The following is a 21,038-nucleotide window of genomic DNA, read 5'->3' as shown; positions in this document are numbered from 1 at the left end:
TATAAAACTCTGATGATAAAACATACCGTAAGCTTGTTGCTGTTATGTGCTTCCTTTGCATTAGTATCTGCTCAAAAAAATAACTCGTTACCGTTTTTTATCGGAACATATACGGGAGAGGGGAGTGAAGGTGTATACCGTTGCTGGCTGGATACTGTTTCAGGAAAACTATCTACTCCGGAATTAGCAGCACGTGTTGACAATCCGAGTTATTTGGCGGTTTCTGCTGATAATCGTTTTTTGTGGACGGTTGGAGAAATGAATAAAACCTATTGTTTGTCGGCATTTTCGATAGATAAATCAATGTCGTTGAACTTCATTAACAGCCAAAGCGGCGAGGGAAGTTATAGTTGTTATATCGCCGAATTGGAAGCTGGTAAATGGCTTGGAGCGGCAAGTTATGGTAGCGGTTTAGTGACATTTTATCCTTTGAATAGTGACGGTAGCATTGGCGCATTGGCAACCGTTGATAAACATTGGGGCAAAGTAACCAGGGCGCACTGTATTTTGCCTGATCCCAAAGAAAAATACATCTATTCGGCAGATTTAGGTCTTGATAAAATTTTGATTTATACTGTTGAAGACGGTAAGCTAAGCCCGTTTGCTGAAGTGAATCTGCCCAAAGGTATGGGGCCGCGTCATATTGATTTTGATGCTTCCGGTAAATGGATGGCGGTGGCGAATGAGTTGGCTAGTAAGGTGACAATTATTAAAAGGGATTCCGCGCAAACTTTTACCAATGTAGTGTCTCATACCACTATGTTACCCTCCGGTTTCACAACGAAAACATCTGCTGCTGATATTCATTTTTCTCCGGATGGCCGTTTCTTGTATGCTTCTAATCGCGGACATAACAGTATTGTTGTTTATGCTTTTGATAATACCTCTGGAGCATTAAAGACTCTTGGATGGGCAACACAGGGCATAAATCGACCTCGTAATTTTGTTATTGACCCAACCGGCAAGTTTTTATTAGTTGCCAATCAGGATGGAAATGACATTGTCGTATTCAGAAGGAATCAACGAACGGGAATGTTGTCTCCTGTAAATGAAAAGGTATCAGTTTCCCATCCTGTATGTATAAAATTTATACGCATAAAGCATTGATTTCTGAAAATAAGGCATTATGATTCAGCTGCATCAGATTACAAAGAGTTTTGGTTCCCTGCAAGTGTTGAAAGGGGTTGACCTGCATGTCAATAAAGGAGAAATTGTTTCGATTGTGGGGCCAAGTGGTGCCGGAAAAACAACATTGTTGCAGATTGTAGGCACACTTGATCGTCCTAATGATGGATCCGTTATAATTGATGGTACGGATGTTTTCTCGTTGAAACAAAGGGAATTGTCTCTTTTTCGAAATCAGCATATTGGCTTTGTATTTCAGTTTCATCAGCTTTTGCCTGAGTTTACAGCATTGGAAAATGTAATGCTCCCGGCCCTTATTGCGAAAAAAAACTTCCGAAAAACCGAAAATGAGGCCAAAGAACTGCTTGATTTTCTGAGTTTGAATGATCGGCTTACTCACAAGCCTAATGAACTCTCTGGTGGTGAAAAACAACGGGTTGCAGTGGCCAGAGCGCTGATGAACCATCCGTCGGTAATTTTGGCCGATGAACCCTCAGGCAGTTTGGATTCAAAGAACAGAGAAGAACTGCACCGTCTCTTTTTTGACGTCCGTAATCAGTTCAACCTTACTATTGTCATAGTCACTCACGACAAAGAACTATCAGCGCTTTCAGATCGTATTATTACAATGAAAGACGGTTTGGTTCACGATTCCTGATATGCGGGTATTGGTGACGGGAGCAACCGGTTTTCTGGGTGGCAATCTGTTGCGCATGTTGTGCGACGATGGTCATTACGTTCGCTATTTAAGCCGGCAGGGAAGAGTAGCACGGACAGCTTTAGACTATCCACAGGCTGAGTGTTGTGAAGGTAACCTGAATGATCCATTGTCGCTTGAGAGGGCTTGTAAAGATATCGATTGGATATTTCATGCAGCCGCAATTGTTTCTTCACTTGAACGAGACCGGAGCCAAATGGAGCAGGTGAACGTGGAGGGAACCAAATCTTTATTCTATGCAGCAAGAAAAGCCGGCGTGAAACGTTTTGTGCATATCAGTTCGGTAGATACAATAGGAATCGAAGAAAAATGCGCCATTGCGAATGAGGATGTTTTGTGTGATTTTTCAAACCTTCGCAATCCTTACCCAGACACAAAATTGGCTGCAGAAAAATTTTTATTGCAAAATAAAAATACTGATATACAGACTGTTGTGGTTAATCCTGGCTTCATGATCGGGGCATATGATACTCACGGAACGTCATCGCGAATAGTATATGAAATATTAAACAACAGTGGTCTATTCGCACCTTCAGGGGGTAACAGCTTTGTTGATGTGAAAGACGTGTGTAGGGGAGCAATTTTGGCCGCAGAAAAGGGACGGAGTGGGGAACGCTACATTTTGGCAGGGCATAATCTTACATACCGGGAGTTTTTCGAAAAGGTGGCGGTTCTTTGCCATCGTCCGAAACCATTGGCAGTGCTGCCCGCTTTTATTACTTTATCTGCAGCTTCCGCTATAGAAAAAATATCGTTGATAATTGGTGAAAAGCCGATAGTAACTAAAAATGATGCTGTTTTTAGTTTGCTGCCACACTATTATAGTTCACAAAAAGCAGAAAAAGAATTAGGCTATGTGATTCATCCTATTGAGCCTGCAATTGAGGACGCTATCACGTGGTTCAGCTCCGAAAAAAAATCAAAATAATTTTACTTCTTTTTAGGCAATTCAGATACTTTTCAACAATCGCAAACCTTCTTTTGAGCGATGCTTAATTTTTTTTATCTTTGCATGATGCTAAAAAAACTATTTGATGTAATTGGTTGATTAAATGGATGTTTGGCTACAAATGAACAAATGAAAAAAATCGCATTTATTATAAATCCCAAGTCGGGTACAGGTAGGAAAACGAAGTATCCGGATCTGATTCATAAGTATTTTTCAGAAGCTCTTTTCGAGGTGGACATACATTTCACCGAATATGCTAATGATGGTTTTCTTCGGGCAAAAGAATATGTTGCTGAAGGATATGATGCTGTCGTTGCTATTGGGGGCGATGGTACGGTTAATGAAATCGCACGTGCCGTAATGAATTCTAATACAGCATTAGGCATTGTTCCCTGCGGTTCCGGCAACGGGTTGGCTTTACACTTGAAATTGCCTTTGCAGGCATCTGCTGCTTTGAAGAGAATCAGTAAAATGCGTGTAAACAACATAGATGCAGGACTACTCAACAATCAACCATTCTTTTGCACTGCCGGCATTGGCTATGATGCTTATATTGCCAATCGTTTTGCTGAAGCCGGAAAACGCGGCCCGGTTGTATACGTGGGAGAAGTGATTTTTCAATATTTTGACTATAAACCACAGACTTATAAGCTCACTTTTGATGATGATCCTCCAATTGAGAGAACCGCATTTTTGGTGACTTTTGCTAATGCATCACAATGGGGTAATAACGCTTCGATAGCTCCAAAAGCATCAGTAACAGATGGGTTTATGGATGTGGTAGTAATGTCGGAATTTCCAATATATGTTGCGCCAAAAATTAGTTTGAGATTATTTACCAAACAGTTGGATAAAACACGATATGTGGAGGTTTTTAAGTGCAAAAAACTCATGGTTGAACGACCCAAGGAAGATTATGTGCACTACGATGGAGAGCCGGGCATAATGGGAGAACAATTGGAGGTGCAAATTTTACCAAAAGTGTTGAAAATTTTGGTTTAAGTGTTTGAAAATTAAAAGTATAAGGATAAATACAGATAAGCATAATGGACATCAACGAAGAGGATATCAACGAGGGTATAGAGTCGGAAGGAACGGATGATACAGTAGAAGAAGTTTCTGAACAATCAAAACATTCCGATTATCATATCCCCGACGTACATAATGAGCAGGTGAAGCATCATTTGTCGGGAATGTATCAAAACTGGTTTCTCGACTATGCTTCGTACGTAATTCTTGAGCGTGCAGTACCTCATATTTATGATGGATTAAAACCTGTTCAGCGCCGTATTCTACACTCTATGAAGAGGATAGATGACGGTCGTTATAATAAGGTGGCTAACATTGTGGGGCATACCATGCAATTTCACCCTCACGGTGATGCTTCTATCGGTGATGCTTTGGTACAGTTGGGGCAGAAAGACCTGCTTGTTGATTGTCAGGGTAACTGGGGAAATATTCTTACCGGTGATGGTGCTGCAGCTCCCCGTTACATTGAAGCTCGCTTATCAAAATTTGCTCTTGACGTTGTATTTAATCCGAAGACGACACAATGGAAGCTTTCTTACGACGGTCGTAATAAAGAACCTATCGCTCTGCCTGTAAAATTCCCATTATTACTGGCTCAGGGTGTTGAAGGTATCGCCGTGGGTTTGAATTCCAAAATTTTACCACACAACTTTAACGAACTGCTCGATGCTTCAGTTGCATACCTGAAAAATGAGCCGTTTACATTATATCCTGATTTTCAGACCGGAGGCTATGTAGATGTGTCACGCTACAACGACGGAGAGCGTGGCGGTGCAATAAAAGTCCGGGCAAAAATCAGTAAAATTGATAATAAAACTCTTGTTATCAATGAGATTCCTTTTGGAACAAATACCAGCAAACTGATCGAATCGATATTGAAGGCCAATGACAAAGGGAAGATAAAGATTCGTAAGGTAGACGACAATACGGCGCAACATGTTGAGATTGTGATTCATTTGCAGGCCGGAGTTTCGTCGGATAAAACCATTGATGCACTTTATGCGTTTACGGATTGTGAAAAGAGTATTTCCCCAAACTGTTGCGTTATTGAAGACAACAAGCCGCGTTTTATTACCGTAAGCGAACTGCTGCGGACAAGCGCGGATCATACATTGTCGTTGCTTCAACTGGAATTGCAGATACAGCGTGCTGAATTGCTTGAGGCTCTTCATTTTGCTTCTCTGGAGAAAATATTCATAGAACAGCGTATTTACAAGGACAAAGAGTTTGAAGACAGTAAATCGATAGATGAAGCTATTGCGCATATTGACAAACGGATAGAGCCATTTAAGGAGTTGTTTTTGCGTGAAGTGACGCGTGAAGATATGTTGCGTTTGTTTGAGATTAAGACCAGACGCTTCCTGAAATTCAGCTCGGAAAAGGCAGAAGAAGAGATTGCGGCAATAAAGAAACAAGTTGAAGAGATTGACTTTCACTTGGCGCACATCGTTGATTTTACAATTGACTGGTTTGTCCGTTTAAAAGAAAAATATGGTGCTAAATACCCGCGTTGCAGTGAAATCAGAAGCTTTGAAACAATTGAGGCGGCTAAAGTAGTAGAAGCCAACGAAAAATTGTATGTTAATTACGAGGAAGGTTTTATCGGAACAGGACTGAAAAAAGATGAGTTCGTGAGTAACTGTTCTGATATTGATGATGTTATCATATTCTTTAAGGATGGAAAATATAAGGTGGTGAAAGTGGCAGACAAACTGTTTGTCGGTAAAAATATTCTTCATCTGGCTATCTTTAAAAGAAACGATACACGTACCATCTACAACGCAGTTTATCGTGACGGCAGAACAGGTGCATTTTACATGAAGCGTTTTGCAGTTACCGGTACCACCAGGGATAAAGAATATGATCTGACGCAGGGTAAACCTAACTCAAAGGTTGTATATTTCAGCGTTAATCCAAATGGTGAAGCAGAAGTAATACGTATTGCCCTGAAGCCGAAACCCCGGTTGAAGAATCTTTTGTTTGAGAAAGACTTTAGCGATATTGCTATAAAAGGGCGTCAGTCAATGGGTAATATTCTGACCAAGAACGATATTTTGAGAATTACCCTGAAACATAAAGGTGGTTCAACATTGGGCGGTCGTAATGTCTGGTTTGACAGAGATGTTTTACGCCTCAATTACGATAACAGAGGAGAATTCCTTGGCGAGTTTCAAAGCGATGATCAGATTTTGGTTATTACAAAGAACGGTGATTATTATACAACCAATTTTGATCTTACGAATCACTATGATGCTGATACAATGATTATTGAGAAGTATGATGGTGATAAAATATGGTCAGTTGCTTTGTTTGATGCAGAACAAAATTTTCCTTACCTGAAGCGTTTTAACCTTGAACCTTCTCAAAAAAGAGTAAACTTTCTCGGAGATAATCCGGCTTCTACCATGTTGCATATCTCCAGTGAGGTTTATCCCCGGTTCGAGATTGTCTTCGGAGGTAAAGATGCTGAAAGAGATCCTATAACGCTTGATGTAGACGAGTTTATCGGAATCAAAAGCTGTAAAGCAAAAGGGAAACGTATTTGTACCTGGGAAATTGCGTCTGTCAATGAATTAGAGCCGACCCGTTATCCAGAACCGGTTGAAACCGAGGAGAGTGAATGGGAAGAAAACGGCACCGAAGATATTGGTTCACAGGATGGTGTGGTTGATGAAAATGAAGAGACTCCAGCTCCACCGGCTCGTTTAATGCCGGCAGAATCAGTATTGCCTGTAAATGCTACGGGAGATGATGATGAAGAACCTCCTCTGATAGACGAAGTGACAGGACAGACGGCACTATTTTAAGAGCGATTGATCCTATTAACAAATAAAATTCAGGCTCATGCTACAACGTACTAAAATAATTGGGATATTTTTGTTTATCTTATTGTTTATAAGTGCGATACTTCTTTGGGCTCTTTTGCCTTCCTGTCCTCGTGATATTGAGAAGATACAAAAGGATGGGGAGATACGCATTGCGGTACGGATGAACCAGATTGATTGCATGATGCGTGGTGATACGATGGCCGGTTTTCAGTATGAATTGGCCAAAATGTTTGTTGATAGTTGTTTGAAGGTTAAAATCAAGTGGGTACGTGTACCTGATGTCGCTGAAGCCATTCTATTGATGGAAAAAGGGAAAGTGGATTTGATTGCCCAGAATATCCCCAGAACAACGGATGTGTTGCAACATATCTCGATTTCTACTCCCGTTTTATTGTCTAAATCGGTACTGGTGCAGCGAAAATCATCGGGCGATGACGATACAATATATGTAAAGAATCAGTTGGATTTGGGTAAAAAGCAACTTTGTATTGTACGTGGCTCTTCATATGCACAACGAATACAACATTTGGCGGAAGAAATAAGTGACACAATTTACGTAAGTGAACTGAAAGTGCATGATGCAGAGGAACTTATTCTTCTGATTGCTAAAGGTAGTATTCGCTATGGTGTGTGCGATGAAAAGATTGCTAATTATTTTGTAAAACGGTTTCCTGGCATTGATACGAATGTTGAAATAGGGTTCCCGCAATTGCAGGGGTGGGGGCTCAATAAGCGTACTCCCGGGTTGACCAAATCGGCCAACCGTTGGTTAGAACATTTTACAAAATCGGATAAGTTTAATGCTTTATATGCAAAGTATTATAACTAACGATTTATTTTAGCCCTTTCTACAGCTGTTTGGTAGGCTGATACAGCCCATTCAAATTGTTGATCGGGTGTAAGTTCGCTATTGTCAAGAACCACCGAGTCTTCAGCCTGACGTAAAGGGCTTTCCTTTCGGTTTGAGTCTCTTTCGTCCCTTTCTATTACGTTTGCAAGCACGTCATCATAATCAACATCCAGGCCTTTATTTAATAGCTCTTTATAGCGTCTTTCTGCTCTTATTTCCGGTTTCGCGGTAACAAATATTTTTAATTCTGCATCAGGGAATACTACGGTACCAATGTCACGGCCATCCATCACAACTCCTTTGCTCTTACCCATTTGCTGTTGTAAATATACCATTGTTTGGCGCACGAATTTTAGAGTGCTCACTTTACTTGCAGCGCTTGCAGCTTCTAAAGAACGAATTTCATTTTCTACATTAACGTTGTTCATGTAGGTGTCTGCACCTCCGTTTGAATTGGGCTTGAACTCAATTATAAGCGTTTTTATGCTTGATTTTAGGGCAGGTTCATCTACAACACCATCTTTTATGAGTCCGTTTTGCAGGCAATAAAGCGCGACAGCTCTGTACATCGCTCCGCTATCAATGTAAGTATACCCGATTTTTTTTGCTAACCCTTTGGCAATTGTACTTTTACCGCACGAAGAATGTCCGTCGATGGCAATGTTTATTTTTATGTTTTCAGACATATTGTTTTTTATTTGTGATCGTTATAAACCGAATTGATTCAGAGAAGTGGTGAGTGAAAAATTATAGGAAAGAGCTCCGATTTGATATTGAGAAACGCTAAAACCAGCTTGAAATTTCGATATTTTCATGCCGAATCCGCCAGCAAAGCCCGACATTGATCGAACGTTATTAACAGACATTTCTGCCGCTCTTCGGAAATTATAGGATACTGTAATATAAAAATTATCAGATGGCAGAAAGTCGACTCCCAAGATCAAATGTCTTAAAAGCATTCCGGTAAAGTTGCTCTTTACATTTTCAACAGCATAGAGCGAAGTGTTCAATTTTGAATAGGAAAGATTCCATTGTTGGAGGTTTGTCGCTGTTATTGAGATTCTTAAAGGTGCATGTGCGAAGCGTTTGGACGCACCCATCAGTATCTCGAAAGGTAAACGCTCTTTGTGTTGTGTCCCATCCGAAGAATAATAACTTTTCAATTCAGCACCTATGTTTTTAATGACAAGACCTCCACTCCAAAAATTTTCGTCGTTATTGTAATTAATTCCGATATCGGTGGCAATACCAAAACTGGAATAGCTTTCGTATGATGAGTATATGGGTTTAACAATGGCTCCCAAAGTCCACTTTTCAGTGAGATTTTGGGCATACATCAAATTGAGAGCATAATCACTTGCTGAAAATGTGCCAAGTTGTATATTCTCTTCCGTAACCTCCTTCAATTGTCCGTAATTTACAAATTGTATCCCGGCTGCGATATAACTTTTGTCATTCAGGGCCATACCGTAAATGGCAGATCCAATATGGATTCCGGCAGGATAGGCAGTATAGTTTAATCCAATGCATTTGTCAGTCTCTTGCGTTAATAATGCCGGGTTGGAAAAGCTTAAGTTGATATCGTTATCTCTGATGGACACATTACTTCCCCCCATAGCTGCAAGACGTGAAGAAGCAGGTAAATTCAGGAACGAATATACAGCGCTGCCAGCTTGTGCATAGGTTGTCAATGCCAAACAAAACATTGTAAATGAAAATAATATGCGTTGTAAGCTGGCCATAAATCAAGTGAGATTGTGTTCTGAATCGAACAATCTAAATGCTCTTTTTAGCCAAGAAAGCTTCGGTTAAACTCTTCCCGCAACAATTGTTTTATCTCTTTCAAAGAGTAGGGGGCTCCAAGTTCTTTCTGAATGGACGTCACGCCTTTGTCAACAAAACCACAGGGATTTATGTATGAGAAATAATTCAGATCAGTGTTTACATTTAACGCAAATCCGTGCATGGTTACAAAATGACTGCTTCGCACGCCAATAGCACAAATTTTACGGCATTTCTCGGGGTAAGCCGTGTTTAACCACACTCCGGTTGCACCGTCGAGTCTTTCTGATTGTATACCAATGCGTTTCAAAGTGGAAATGACAGCCTCTTCCATGTTGAAGATGTATTGTTTAAGCCCCATGTCAAAATTCGCAAGGTCAAAGATAGGATAACCCACAATTTGTCCGGGACCATGATAGGTAATATCTCCCCCGCGATTCGTTTCTACATATTGAGCGTGTACAGATCGTAGCTGTAAATTTCCGATTAACAGGTTATTGGCTGATCCGTTTTTGCCGAGAGTAAAAACGTGGGGATGCTCGCACAAGATAAGATAATTCGAAGTCGTTTCATTTTTTAGCTTCTGTTGAATGGTTTGTTGAAACAGAGCTTCTTGTTTTTGCCAGGCTTCGTTGTATTCAATTATATCCCAGTCAAGTGGAGTTATGGAGTTATTCATCCTGATATTATTTTTCAAATTCAACCTGCTCTATTTTCTTCATCAGACGCATAATTTTTGCCTGTCGCTTCAGTAAATATGGGGAAGGGTGCGCAGGATTGAATTTACGGGGATTAGGCAAAGAAACAGCTATTAATACAGCCTGGGAGCGTTTTAGTTCTGATGCGTGGCAATGAAAATAGTTCTCAGCAGCCGCTTCTACCCCGTAAATACCATCTCCTGTCTCAATTACATTCAAATATACTTCCATAATTCGCTCTTTAGACCAGATGGCCTCAATTAACAGCGTAAAGTAAGCTTCTAAAGCTTTGCGAACGTAGGTTCTATCGGGAAAGAGAAATACATTTTTTGCCGTTTGCTGTGAGATAGTGCTGCCGCCTCTTATTTTTTTACTTTTAGCATTGTGTTTGAGCGCGTTTTCTATCGCTTTTTCATCGAAACCGAAGTGTTCCATAAAAAGATTATCTTCCGAAGCGACAACAGCCTGTACCATATTGTGCGATATCTTATCAATGGGTACCCACTTCTTATCCATCTTAACAGGTTTGCCATCAAATACTTGTTCAATGCTTCGGATCACCATCAGAGGAGTGATAGCAACAGGGACAAAACGCAATACTACAACGGACAAAATGCTGAGCAAAAAGCCAGCCAGCAGGGCAATGCCGATGTAACGAAGAATCTTTTTTATCATAGTTACAAATTCAGTTTGAGCACTACAAAGATAATTATTTTCGTTTATTTGACCGAGCTGTATCAATTCGTGAATGCGGTATGTTTTAGCTATCTTTGTAGCCATTTTATATTAGATCGAAATGAAATTTATCAGTGAGAGTATTTTAAAATACAAAGGATGGAAGTTGGTGAATGATATTGACTTACCTGCTAAATGTGTTATTTGTATTGCTCCACATACCAGTAATTGGGATTTTTTTTGGGGGAATATTTTTCGTCATGTATTGCATTTGAGAGCACATTTCCTGATGAAGAAAGAATGGTTTGCTTTTCCGCTGGGTAATATAATGAGGAGCTTGGGAGGAATTGCGGTAGATCGTTTGCAAAATACGTCATTAACCGACTCTTTGGCTGAAATTTTTAGCCAACATGATTTATTCCGGTTGGTTATTACCCCGGAAGGAACCAGACAATTGAATAAGGAGTGGAAAAAAGGCTTTTATTTCATAGCACAAAAAGCACAGGTGCCAATAGCTTTGGCATTTATAGACTATAGTAAAAAAGAGATTGGTTTTGGAAAACTGTTTATTCCTACAGGTGACGTAGATAAAGATATGATTGAGATCATGTCATTCTACAAAGATAAACAGGGAAAATTTCCCGATAGATTTCAGGTATAATTAGTAGTAAATATAAAAAGAACAAAAGTGAATATATCTTCTGCCGATTTTGTAATAAGTAACAGTGATGTAAACAAATGTCCTAATACAAAGCTCCCTGAATATGCTTTTATTGGCCGTTCAAATGTGGGCAAATCATCTCTGATAAATATGCTTACTAACCGGAAAAATCTGGCGATGACATCCAGTAAACCCGGGAAGACTCTTTTAATTAATCACTTCATAATCAATAGCGAATGGTACTTGGTTGATTTGCCAGGCTACGGCTTCGCTCGGGCCGGAAAGGGACAAAGAGATAAGCTACGCATGCTGATAGAGAATTATATCTTATTGCGCCAACAACTCACTAATCTTTTTGTTTTAATTGATTGCCGTCATGAAGCTCAGCAAATAGATTTAGAATTTATCAACTGGCTGGGCGAAAGCGGGGTGCCATTTTCCATTGTGTTTACTAAAGCAGATAAACTGTCAGGTAGCAAACTGAATGAAAATATAAGCGCCTACAAAGCGAAGTTACAAGAAGTTTGGGAGGAACTGCCTCCGGTATTTATCACGTCATCGTCAAATAGCCGAGGACGTGAAGAGTTACTCGATTATATTGACAGTATTAATAAAGAACTACGTAACGTATAATTATTGCGCAAATGGCGTTCGGTTAAGGATCGAGCGCCCGAGCGTAATTTCGTCTGCATATTCCAGCTCATTCCCAATAGAAACCCCTCTCGCTAAAGTCGATATTATTACATTACTTTCGCTGAGCTTCCTGAATATGTAATAGTTGGTTGTATCTCCTTCCATTGTTGGACTTAAAGCCAAAATAACCTCTTTTACAGGCTCAGTCTTTACCCTTGCAACCAGACTTTCTATTTCCAGATCTCCGGGTCCGATACCGTCCATAGGAGAGATTATGCCGCCAAGAACATGATACAATCCTTTGTATTGTTGAGTGTTCTCAATCGACATTACATCTTTTATGTTTTCAACAACACAAATAGTCTGACTATCACGGGTTTCATCTCCGCATATTAGGCATATTTCCGAATCGGAGATATTGTGGCATATCTTGCAGTATAATATCTCATTCTTGAGGCGGATAAGCACATTTCCGAAGTTTTCCACATCTTCCTTATCCTGACGAAGAAGATGCAGTACCAAACGGAGTGCGGTTTTTCGTCCGACACCGGGTAACTTAGCAAATTCATTTACGGCATCTTCTAAGATAGAAGAAGGATAATGTAGTATGTTCATGCTGTATAATGTTAGTTTTTAGAAGATTGTAAACCATACGCAATCTCAGTGATGATCCCCTTTTTGACGTATATTGGTCGCGAAGCCTTGCGGATAGCCGGACGATAATAGCCAAAAACCACGGCAGTAAGAAAGACTGAAATTCCACAAATCAGATAGATAGTAGAAAGTCCAACTTTCTCAGCTGCATATCCTTGTAATAAACATCCAATAGGGGTGAATCCAAGAAATGCCATTGTATAATAACTCATCACACGGCCTCGTTTGTCTTCATCTGTAAGGCTTTGAATCAATGTATTGCAAGATGCCAGACATGCAATATAGGAAAAACCGATGAAAAAACAAATAACCAAAGAGAGCCAAACCGTATGAGTTAAAGAAAATGCGACTAATGAAATGCCCTGAATTGCGCAGGCAAACATGACAATTTTAGCCAAGCCTAAGACGCTTTTTCTTGCAGCAAGGTACAGCGTTGAAATAAGAGATCCGACCCCTGTAGCTGCGATAAAATATCCATACAAATCACTTTGTCCGTGTAATTCTGATTTTACGAATGCTGGCAGCATCATAGGAAATGGGAAGGAGAGCAAGGCTAATACAACTATGAAAATCAATATGCTACGGATAGGTAAAAAGCCAACGCTGTAATTAAATCCTTCTTTTAATTCATTCCAAACATTCCCGTTGATAGCAGAAGTCTGGCGATGTCCGGTCTGGATATGAACAAGAGCAATGATTACACCGATAAAACTGAGTCCGTTAATCAGGAAACAGATTCCTTCTCCTACCAAAGCGATAAGAATTCCTCCGATAGTTGGGCCGATCAGCTTGGTGCAATTAAAAGTTGCCGAATTGAGCGCTATAGCATTCCCTAAAACTTTTGCCGGTACCAGTTTGGTATAAAAAGCTTGTCGAACCGGAGCATCTAAAGAATTTATCAAGCCAAGGAATACGCTAAGTATAAGAATATGAATAATTCTGACGTTATCGGTCAATACCAGAGCAGCCATTAGCAATGCTTGAATCATCGATAATGCTTGCGTTAGTATAAGTAGCTTTTTCCTGTCAAAACGGTCGTTTACTACGCCCATTAAAGGAGAAACAAACAGGCTTGGTATTTGAGTTAGGAAAGCCACCGTTCCTAAAAGCATGATTGAACCGGTTAAACGATACACGAGCCAGCTCATAGCGACCTGTTGCATTGAAGTCCCTATCAGAGATATGATCTGTCCGTTAAAGTATAGCCTGTAATTTCTATATTGAAGAGATTCAAATATAGAAGTAAGTGCAGTCTTGTTATTTGGAACCAGTTCAATTAGCCACTCTTTAATGTGTTGTAAACGTGTAACTAATAACATTGAATGAGTAGGAATAGAAATTAAAAAAAGCCGTCATTTTACTGACGGCTTCGTTTCTTATTTTATCGCAACATTCTTTTTGAGAAGCTTGTACCGCTCAGCATAATCATTTCCCTTTTTTGATCCCAACGATTGCCATACGGCAGTAATCTTGCTGATCCTGTCAGGAGATGAAGGGTGAGTACTTAAAATAGCCGGAGTGTTATTGCTTTTTCCTTCATCTTCCATTTTTTTGAAGAATCCGGCGACGCCCAAAGGATTATAATCCGTAGCAGTTAAAACTCTTACAGCAAAAGCATCTGCTTCAGATTCATCACTTCTGCTGAACGCTAAACCTCCAAGATTCCCTGCAATTTGAGCTGTAGTTGTTGCTAACTGGCTTGCATTTTTGCCCAGAATCATACTGGTTAATGCTGCCACGCCATACTGTTTTGTCATTTGGCGGGTAGAATGCCGTCCTGAAACATGCCCAATTTCATGAGCCATCACTCCGGCAAGTTCAGCTTCATTATCCAGATATTGGATTAATCCCCTGTACACATACATCTTTCCACCAGGACAAGCAAAAGCATTAAGAACATCAGCATCAATTAATTTGACGCTCCATTCAAAATCTTTTGCATGCTCAACCTGACCCGATTGAAGTATTGTATTCATAATCTGGCGTACCTGAGCATAGGCTTTGGCATATTTAGTTTCATCCATCAAAGGATATTCCTTGGTATCAGTTTGAATTTGCTCAAACATTTGATTTCCAAGTTTTTTGTCGTCATCTATTGTGTACAGGTTTACCTGATTCAATGTTGAACATGACAACAAAGAAAATAATGCAAGAATAGATAAAAATTTAGCTTTTGCTCTCATCGTTCAAAAGTAGCTTGTTTATTCAAAAGCTCCCATTTTCAGCATGTTGACCTCATTTTGACTGAGAAAGCGCCATTTGCCGCGGGGAAGATTTTTCTTTGTCAAACCGGCGAAGAAGACACGATCCAGACGTTTTACACGGTAACCTAAATGATCAAAAATACGACGAACAATACGGTTTCGACCAGAGTGTATTTCGATCCCAACTTGTTGTCTGTCATCATCATTTACATAATGAACTTCATCAGCGTGGATTTCTCCGTCTTCCAGTTCAATTCCACTTACAATTTGCTCCATGTCAGCCTTTGTCAGTGGTTTGTCCAGATATACGTGATAGATTTTCTTTTTATTATATTTCGGATGAGTGAGCTTGGATGCCAAATCTCCGTCATTGGTAAGGAGTAAAACACCGGTTGTGCTTCTGTCCAAACGGCCAACCGGATAAATTCTTTCTTTGCATGCATTTCTCACCAAATCAAGAACTGTATTACGTTCTTTTGGATCGTCTACAGTTGTCACGAAATCTTTTGGTTTGTTAAGCAGAATGTAAATCTTACGCTCTGTTTGAACCGGTTGTTCATGGAACATAATTTTGTCCGTTGGCATAACTTTAACTCCAAGTTCCTGAACAACTTTACCGTTAACGCTTACAACACCGGCTTGTATGTATTCATCAGCTTCGCGGCGCGAGCAAATACCCGCATTAGCAAGATATTTGTTTAAGCGGATTGGTTCGTTCGGATCAACTGCTGGTTGCTCATACATTTTGCCATGAGAAAAACTACCTTGGCGGGGATTGTTGTATCCGCCCGGGCGTTGTCCGTATCCACCTCCACGGTTGTTAAATGGACGGTTGGAGTAGGGGCGTTGACCTCCATCTCTGTAATTGTTACGTTGGTAGTTATCGCCTCCTTCTCTGTACGATGGTCTGCGTTGTTGGTCATTACCATCTCTATACTGCTGTTGACGAGGTTGGTATGAATTCCCGTCTCTGTTGTAGCGATTGTATGATTGTTGTTGCCCGTCGCTATTCTGATTATATGAACGATTATTATTATTATTATTATTATTATTATTGTTGTTATAATCTCTGTTATAAGGACGGTCAGAGTTTGGACGGTTGTAGTTACGGTTGTAACCACCGCCATTATTGTCACGGTTATAAGAAGGACGCTGTTGATAGCCACCTTCCTGATTGTTGTAATTGCGGTTGTACGGGCGTTGTTGTTGATTGTCATTTTCTCTGGGCCTGTCAAAGTTCGAAGATGATACAGGTCCGTTGCCCGGGTTTCTTGAAATACGCGGACGCGAATGTCCTTCTCTTTTGTTACCATCACGGCTGGCATTATCTCCCGAGTTATATTCGGGACGTTGCCTTCTTTCGTCTCTAAAATCCATTTTAAGAAGTAATTAATGTAAATAAATTAAGCAATACATGCTATTCGGCTATCGAAAATATCCCAAATACTTGCAATAACCCTAATTAGCTTTGTTGATAAATATAAAATATGAATGATTCTAATTACAGACTCTCGTCTATCAGTTTGATTTTCTTTTCAATTAAATTGCGTTCTTCTTTCAGTCGTTCGATCTTGTGTTCCAGCTCTTGAACTATAAAATCAGATTTTTTTGATTTTGCAGAGATAAAGCCCATGTTGTTTTCATAGGTGGAAATTTCTGCTTTCAAACTATCGTAAATTCGTAATAATTTTTCACGTTCACGATATAACTGATTCGGATGTTCTCCGTCTGCAATTTTTTCGATGTTGTCTTTGAAAGATATTAATTTTCTGTTTATTGCATCAATGTTTAATGCATCCATTTGTTTGTTCACAGCATCTTTGAATGCTTTGAAAATCTTGTCTTTTTCCTTAAAAGGAACGTGTCCGATAGTACTCCATTTTGCAATAAGGGCTTTTAATTCAGTTAATGATTCCTGAACATCTTCCCCTTTGACAAAATTCGCTATGCTATCAATCAAATCTTTCTTAAGTGCAAGGTTGGTGTGTTCTTCTGATTTTTTTGAAGAAAACACTTTTTCTTTTTGTTCAAAGAAATAATCACAAGCAGAAACAAAACGTTTCCAAAGCATATCAGAATATTTCTTCTGTACAGGTCCAACAGTTTTCCATTCTTTTTGAATGTCAACCATTATTTGTGTTGTCGCTTTCCAATCCGTGCTGTCTTTTAGCGATTCAGCTTTTTCACACAATGCTTTCTTCTTTTCATAGTTTGTGTCGAGTTCAGCTTTGGTTGCTTTCATAAATTCGCTCTTGGAGCGGAAGAATTGATCGCAAGCAGAACGGAAGCGTTCGTATATTTTTATGTTTTCTTTTCTTGGAGCAAAACCAATGGTTTTCCATTGTTGCTGAAGGCCAACTATTTCAGTAGTTTTTGCTTCCCAGTCTTTATATGTTTTTAATGTGGTAAGATCTATAGCCTCCACTTGCTCGCATAATGATGTTTTTGCAGTTAGATTGACTTCTTCCTGCGCTTTCAATGATGCGAAAAATTCCTGATGTTTCTTATTGATGACCGTTGAAGCATTTTTGAAGCGATTCCACAATTCTTCTCTAAGTTCGCGGGCTACAGGACCTATTTCTCTCCATTCTTCGTGAAGTTTTTGAAGCAGGCGTGATGCAGCAACAACATCCTTTTCTTCAGTAAGTTTTTCGGCCGTTTCACAAAGCACTGTTTTCTGTTCCAAATTCTTTTTGAAATCATAGTCGCGCATTTCGTTGTTGATTTTTATCAAATCATAGAAACGCTCCATGTATAAATTGTAGGTTTTCCACAATTCATTGACTTTGGCTTGCGGCACCTGACCAATTGCTTTCCATTCTTGCTGAAGTTTCCTGAATACAGATAAAGATTCTCCCAAATCTCCTGATTCTGCAATCGTTTTTAGTTGGTCGAGAATCGCCACTTTCTTAGAAAGATTTTCTTCTCTTTCTTTTTCGATTGCATCATAATGGGATGCTTTTTCTTCTCTGTATTTTTGAAGCAATTCTTTAAGAGCAATCTCGTTGTTATCAGCCTCGGGTTCGAAGGCCGATTCTTCTCCGCCATTCTCAATAAAGGCTTTTTTCTGATTTTCTATCTCGGCTTTATTTTTCTTGTAGAATAATTGCCTGATTGCATCAATCTCATCTTTTTCTATTTCAGCAATAGACTTATTCATAACTTCTTTGAGCTTTTCTACTAATTCCGTTTGAGAAAGAGCAACATAAGCTTCAGTAAAGTTGTTTGTTGTGTCAACATTCTCTTGTTCCTGATCTACAATTCCACTTTCGGTTTCTTGTAAAGCAATTGATTCCTCTTTGCTAACTTCATTTACCGGAAGTTGAGCTTTGTTGTCATCCATTAAGTCCATACGCTGTGTAATATTTAGAGTATTTAGGAGCTTGTGAAATCCGGAATATAGAACCAAATCTCACTTATTCATATAAATGCAAAAGTAATTACTTTTTTTGTGACTACAAACAAAAATCCAATTTCTGAGACTCTAAAACACAATCTTTATTTGGTCATTAAGTGAGCAACAATAATTAGTTGTGTATTATTCCGGAATAGTCATTTTAATACAATCTTTATATCTTTGCAGTTGTTTTTTTGTAATGAATCAGTAAGCAGGTGGTTTGCGGATTGCAAATATGGCTTGTATTAATAAATTTGATAGATGAAAACTATTTTAATTACCGGCGGTGCCGGCTTTATTGGATCTCATGTAGTCCGTTTGTTTGTTAATAAATATCCGGATTATCACATTGTTAACCTGGATGCATTAACTTATGCAGGGAATCTTGAGAATTTGACAGATGTTGCCCAACAATCTAATTATACGTTTGTTAAAGCCGATATAACAGATACTGAAGCTATTCAAGCATTGTTTAATCAGTTTGATTTTCATGGAGTTATTCATCTTGCTGCAGAGTCTCATGTGGATAGATCAATTACAGACCCGTTTTCTTTTATCCGAACAAATATTTTAGGCACAGTTAACTTGATTCACGCCGCAAAAGAATCATGGAAAGAAAAAATGGAAGGTCGTCTTTTTTACCACATTTCAACCGACGAAGTGTATGGTTCTCTTGGTAAAACCGGAATGTTCGCAGAAACAACTCCGTATGATCCAAGGAGTCCATATTCCTCATCTAAAGCCAGTTCCGATCATCTTGTAAGGGCATACCATCATACATATGGTCTTCCGGTTGTAGTTTCAAACTGTTCTAATAATTATGGCTCTCATCAATTCCCGGAAAAGCTGATTCCTCTTTCAATTAACAACATCAAACATAATAAGCCGATTCCAATTTATGGTAAAGGTGAAAATATTAGAGACTGGTTATTTGTTGAAGATCACGCGTCAGCGATTGACACCATTTTTCATAAGGGTAAGGTCGGCGAAACTTACAATATCGGAGGAATAAATGAATGGACTAATATTGATTTAATTCATTTGTTGTGCAAAATTATGGATAAAAAGTTGGGACGTCCGGATGGAGAGTCTGCGAAGCTGATCACTTTTGTGACAGACCGGGCAGGCCATGATTTACGTTATGCTATCGATTCGTCTAAGCTACAAAGAGAACTTGGATGGCATCCTTCTCTGCAATTTGAAGAAGGGCTTGAAAAAACAGTAGATTGGTATTTGGCAAATGAAAGCTGGATGGAGAACATTACAAGTGGTGAATACCAGAAGTATTATGCCAAACAATACGAAAATAGATAAATAATTGTATTCAAATAATATAACAGAGAAATCAGCACATCTTAATGCAGGTTTTTCTGTTTTCAAAGCAACCCTAATTTTGATTCAATAAATTCTACGAGCACATGGCTACAGCAAAAAAAATATCCTATACAGATTCTTTGAAAGAACTTGAAGAAATATTGGCAAAACTTGAGTCTCAGGACATTTCTTTAGAAGAATTGTCTCCGTTGGTAAAAAAAGCTTCGCTGATTATTGAACGCTGTAAGCAACAATTATTTGATACAGATACAGAAATTCAGCAAATGCTTGATGATATCAATTAATTCAGCAGAGCAATAATTTTAGGGAGAAAGATTATCAATCCGATTACAACAGAAGTGATCGCCAATATCAATACAGCTCCCGCAGAAATATCTTTCACCAGTCCTGCCTTAGAATTCCATTCGGGAGAAACCATATCGACCAACGCTTCCATCGCGGTATTTAACATTTCAGCTGCGATTACAACTCCACAGCATAATATCACAATCGCCCATTCCATCGCACTTATCGACAATAGTACACCCAACACTATTGTTACCAATGCAACAATAGTATGTATTTTGATGTTGACATGATTTTTTGAGTATGAAGCTACGATTCCTTTAGCGGCATAGCCAAAACTTCTGAGTAAGCGACTGAACGAAAAGCCCGTTTGTGCCATAATCTAGTGATTAAAGAAAGTGGCAATATTTGTTGCAAATAGTTTAACGGCAATAGCAAGTAGAATGATGCCAAAAAACTTTCGCAGAATATAGATTCCGCCTTTCCCTATAAATTTTTCTATCTTATCCGTGAGTACAAGTACCAAATATACAAACACCATGTTGAGCAGAAGTGCTATTATGATATTAATTGTTTGATATTCAGCCCTAAGTGAGAGTAGGGAGGTGAATGATCCGGGACCTGCAATTAGCGGGAAAGCAAGTGGAACAATAGATGCAGCTTTCTCTGGTCCATCCATTTTGAATATCTCAATACCTAACGTCATTTCCATCGCCATAAAAAATAGCACGAAGGAACCAGCAACCGCAAAAGACTTGATGTCAACACCGAACATGCTTAGTACAATATCTCCGGCATATAGAAAGCCGAGCATTACCCCAAATGATGCTCCAACAACAGTCAGAGGATTAATGCGTTGTTTCTGTTTGATGCTCAACACAATAGGAATTGAACCAAGAGCATCAATAATTGCAAACAGTACAACGAAAGCGCTTGTTATTTCTAGCAAATCAAAATGCATAATAATATATATTGATTTTTCGGCTATCGAAAACGATGATGTGAATATCGTTTTCCGGAGTCGATAAAAGTATTCTTACTTGTTGGCGATTCTCTACATCCAATGCTTGAAATCAGACTGTTTAGCTTTGCGAACAAATTTGCGTACAACGAAATATTTGCTTGTTCGCGACGTTAATTTGTTGATATACAAAATATAAAGATAAAATTAGTCTGCTAATGAAATTCTTAGAATATAGCAAGTAACTAATTTCA

The 21,038-nt window shown here is 39.1% G+C and carries 21 protein-coding genes; 10 read left to right on the top strand and 11 right to left on the bottom strand.

The features are described from left to right. Nucleotides 1-12 precede the first annotated feature (12 nt). From F8N35_RS12320 to F8N35_RS12295, 6 genes are all read left to right on the top strand, one after another. Nucleotides 13-1,107, top strand: coding sequence for a lactonase family protein (locus tag F8N35_RS12320; RefSeq protein WP_293053462.1), 1,095 nt, complete (start codon nt 13-15; stop codon nt 1,105-1,107). Nucleotides 1,108-1,126: 19 nt separating this feature from the next. Then, a complete protein-coding gene (locus F8N35_RS12315) occupies nt 1,127-1,783 on the top strand; it encodes an ABC transporter ATP-binding protein (protein WP_293053459.1) in 657 nt (218 codons plus the stop codon). A 1-nt stretch (nt 1,784) separates the two neighbouring features. Continuing rightward, entirely contained in the window at nt 1,785-2,771 is a 987-nt protein-coding gene (locus F8N35_RS12310; RefSeq protein WP_293053456.1) for an NAD-dependent epimerase/dehydratase family protein, read from the top strand. Nucleotides 2,772-2,921: 150 nt separating this feature from the next. Beyond that, nucleotides 2,922-3,794 carry a diacylglycerol kinase family protein gene (locus F8N35_RS12305; protein WP_293053453.1) on the top strand — a complete coding sequence of 291 codons (873 nt, stop codon included), beginning with the start codon at nt 2,922-2,924 and terminating at the stop codon, nt 3,792-3,794. Between the two features lie 44 nt (nt 3,795-3,838). After that, nucleotides 3,839-6,628, top strand: coding sequence for a DNA gyrase/topoisomerase IV subunit A (locus tag F8N35_RS12300; RefSeq protein WP_293053450.1), 2,790 nt, complete (start codon nt 3,839-3,841; stop codon nt 6,626-6,628). A gap of 37 nt (nt 6,629-6,665) precedes the next feature. After that, nucleotides 6,666-7,478, top strand: coding sequence for a transporter substrate-binding domain-containing protein (locus tag F8N35_RS12295; RefSeq protein WP_293053448.1), 813 nt, complete (start codon nt 6,666-6,668; stop codon nt 7,476-7,478). On the opposite strand, the gene cmk is transcribed toward F8N35_RS12295, so the two are convergent. The 4 genes from cmk to mtgA are packed head-to-tail and all read right to left on the bottom strand — an operon-like array spanning nt 7,475 to nt 10,654. Then, the gene (gene cmk / locus F8N35_RS12290) at nt 7,475-8,185 is read right to left on the bottom strand and encodes a (d)CMP kinase (protein ID WP_293053446.1); all 711 of its coding nucleotides are present in this window, start codon (nt 8,183-8,185) and stop codon (nt 7,475-7,477) included. The genes F8N35_RS12295 and cmk overlap by 4 nt on opposite strands. 21 nt (nt 8,186-8,206) lie before the next feature. Next, nucleotides 8,207-9,241, bottom strand: coding sequence for a type IX secretion system protein PorQ (porQ, locus tag F8N35_RS12285; RefSeq protein WP_293053443.1), 1,035 nt, complete (start codon nt 9,239-9,241; stop codon nt 8,207-8,209). A 47-nt stretch (nt 9,242-9,288) separates the two neighbouring features. Then, a complete protein-coding gene (gene lipB / locus F8N35_RS12280) occupies nt 9,289-9,960 on the bottom strand; it encodes a lipoyl(octanoyl) transferase LipB (RefSeq protein ID WP_293053440.1) in 672 nt (223 codons plus the stop codon). Between the two features lie 7 nt (nt 9,961-9,967). Then, nucleotides 9,968-10,654, bottom strand: coding sequence for a monofunctional biosynthetic peptidoglycan transglycosylase (mtgA, locus tag F8N35_RS12275; protein ID WP_363928386.1), 687 nt, complete (start codon nt 10,652-10,654; stop codon nt 9,968-9,970). Nucleotides 10,655-10,775: 121 nt separating this feature from the next. Here mtgA and F8N35_RS12270 point away from each other — a divergent pair, with 121 nt between their 5' ends. Beyond that, entirely contained in the window at nt 10,776-11,315 is a 540-nt protein-coding gene (locus F8N35_RS12270; RefSeq protein ID WP_293053434.1) for a 1-acyl-sn-glycerol-3-phosphate acyltransferase, read from the top strand. Nucleotides 11,316-11,342: 27 nt separating this feature from the next. Beyond that, nucleotides 11,343-11,948 carry a ribosome biogenesis GTP-binding protein YihA/YsxC gene (gene yihA, locus F8N35_RS12265; protein WP_293053431.1) on the top strand — a complete coding sequence of 202 codons (606 nt, stop codon included), beginning with the start codon at nt 11,343-11,345 and terminating at the stop codon, nt 11,946-11,948. Here the strand turns inward: yihA and recR are convergent, their stop codons facing one another. The 5 genes from recR to F8N35_RS12240 form a co-directional block, all read right to left on the bottom strand. Continuing rightward, a complete protein-coding gene (recR, locus tag F8N35_RS12260) occupies nt 11,949-12,563 on the bottom strand; it encodes a recombination mediator RecR (RefSeq protein WP_293053428.1) in 615 nt (204 codons plus the stop codon). Nucleotides 12,564-12,574: 11 nt separating this feature from the next. Next, complete coding sequence (locus F8N35_RS12255) at nt 12,575-13,921, bottom strand: MFS transporter (RefSeq protein ID WP_293053425.1); 1,347 nt, start codon at nt 13,919-13,921, stop codon at nt 12,575-12,577. 57 nt (nt 13,922-13,978) lie between these two features. Further along, a complete protein-coding gene (locus tag F8N35_RS12250) occupies nt 13,979-14,668 on the bottom strand; it encodes a M48 family metalloprotease (protein ID WP_293053422.1) in 690 nt (229 codons plus the stop codon). Between the two features lie 135 nt (nt 14,669-14,803). Then, the gene (locus tag F8N35_RS12245) at nt 14,804-16,183 is read right to left on the bottom strand and encodes a pseudouridine synthase (RefSeq protein ID WP_293053419.1); all 1,380 of its coding nucleotides are present in this window, start codon (nt 16,181-16,183) and stop codon (nt 14,804-14,806) included. A 124-nt stretch (nt 16,184-16,307) separates the two neighbouring features. Continuing rightward, nucleotides 16,308-18,158 carry a DUF349 domain-containing protein gene (locus F8N35_RS12240; RefSeq protein ID WP_293053417.1) on the bottom strand — a complete coding sequence of 617 codons (1,851 nt, stop codon included), beginning with the start codon at nt 18,156-18,158 and terminating at the stop codon, nt 16,308-16,310. 306 nt (nt 18,159-18,464) lie between these two features. On the opposite strand from F8N35_RS12240, the gene rfbB reads away from it, so the two are divergent. Beyond that, the gene (gene rfbB / locus F8N35_RS12235) at nt 18,465-19,517 is read left to right on the top strand and encodes a dTDP-glucose 4,6-dehydratase (protein WP_293053414.1); all 1,053 of its coding nucleotides are present in this window, start codon (nt 18,465-18,467) and stop codon (nt 19,515-19,517) included. A 104-nt stretch (nt 19,518-19,621) separates the two neighbouring features. Further along, complete coding sequence (gene xseB / locus F8N35_RS12230) at nt 19,622-19,822, top strand: exodeoxyribonuclease VII small subunit (protein ID WP_293053412.1); 201 nt, start codon at nt 19,622-19,624, stop codon at nt 19,820-19,822. On the opposite strand, the gene F8N35_RS12225 is transcribed toward xseB, so the two are convergent. Further along, on the bottom strand, nt 19,819-20,202 hold the full coding sequence (locus F8N35_RS12225) for a diacylglycerol kinase family protein (protein WP_293053410.1): 384 nt from the start codon (nt 20,200-20,202) through the stop codon (nt 19,819-19,821). The two genes, xseB and F8N35_RS12225, sit on opposite strands and share 4 nt — an antisense overlap. A 3-nt stretch (nt 20,203-20,205) precedes the next feature. After that, the gene (locus F8N35_RS12220; RefSeq protein WP_293053407.1) at nt 20,206-20,784 is read right to left on the bottom strand and encodes a MarC family protein; all 579 of its coding nucleotides are present in this window, start codon (nt 20,782-20,784) and stop codon (nt 20,206-20,208) included. Nucleotides 20,785-21,038 lie beyond the last annotated feature (254 nt).

The sequence above is a fragment of the Paludibacter sp. genome, from assembly GCF_009712605.1.
In the GTDB taxonomy this organism is placed as follows: Bacteria; Bacteroidota; Bacteroidia; order Bacteroidales; family Paludibacteraceae; genus Microbacter.
Note: the sequence above shows the minus strand (reverse complement) of the source record. Positions and strands in the feature narration are given on the sequence as shown.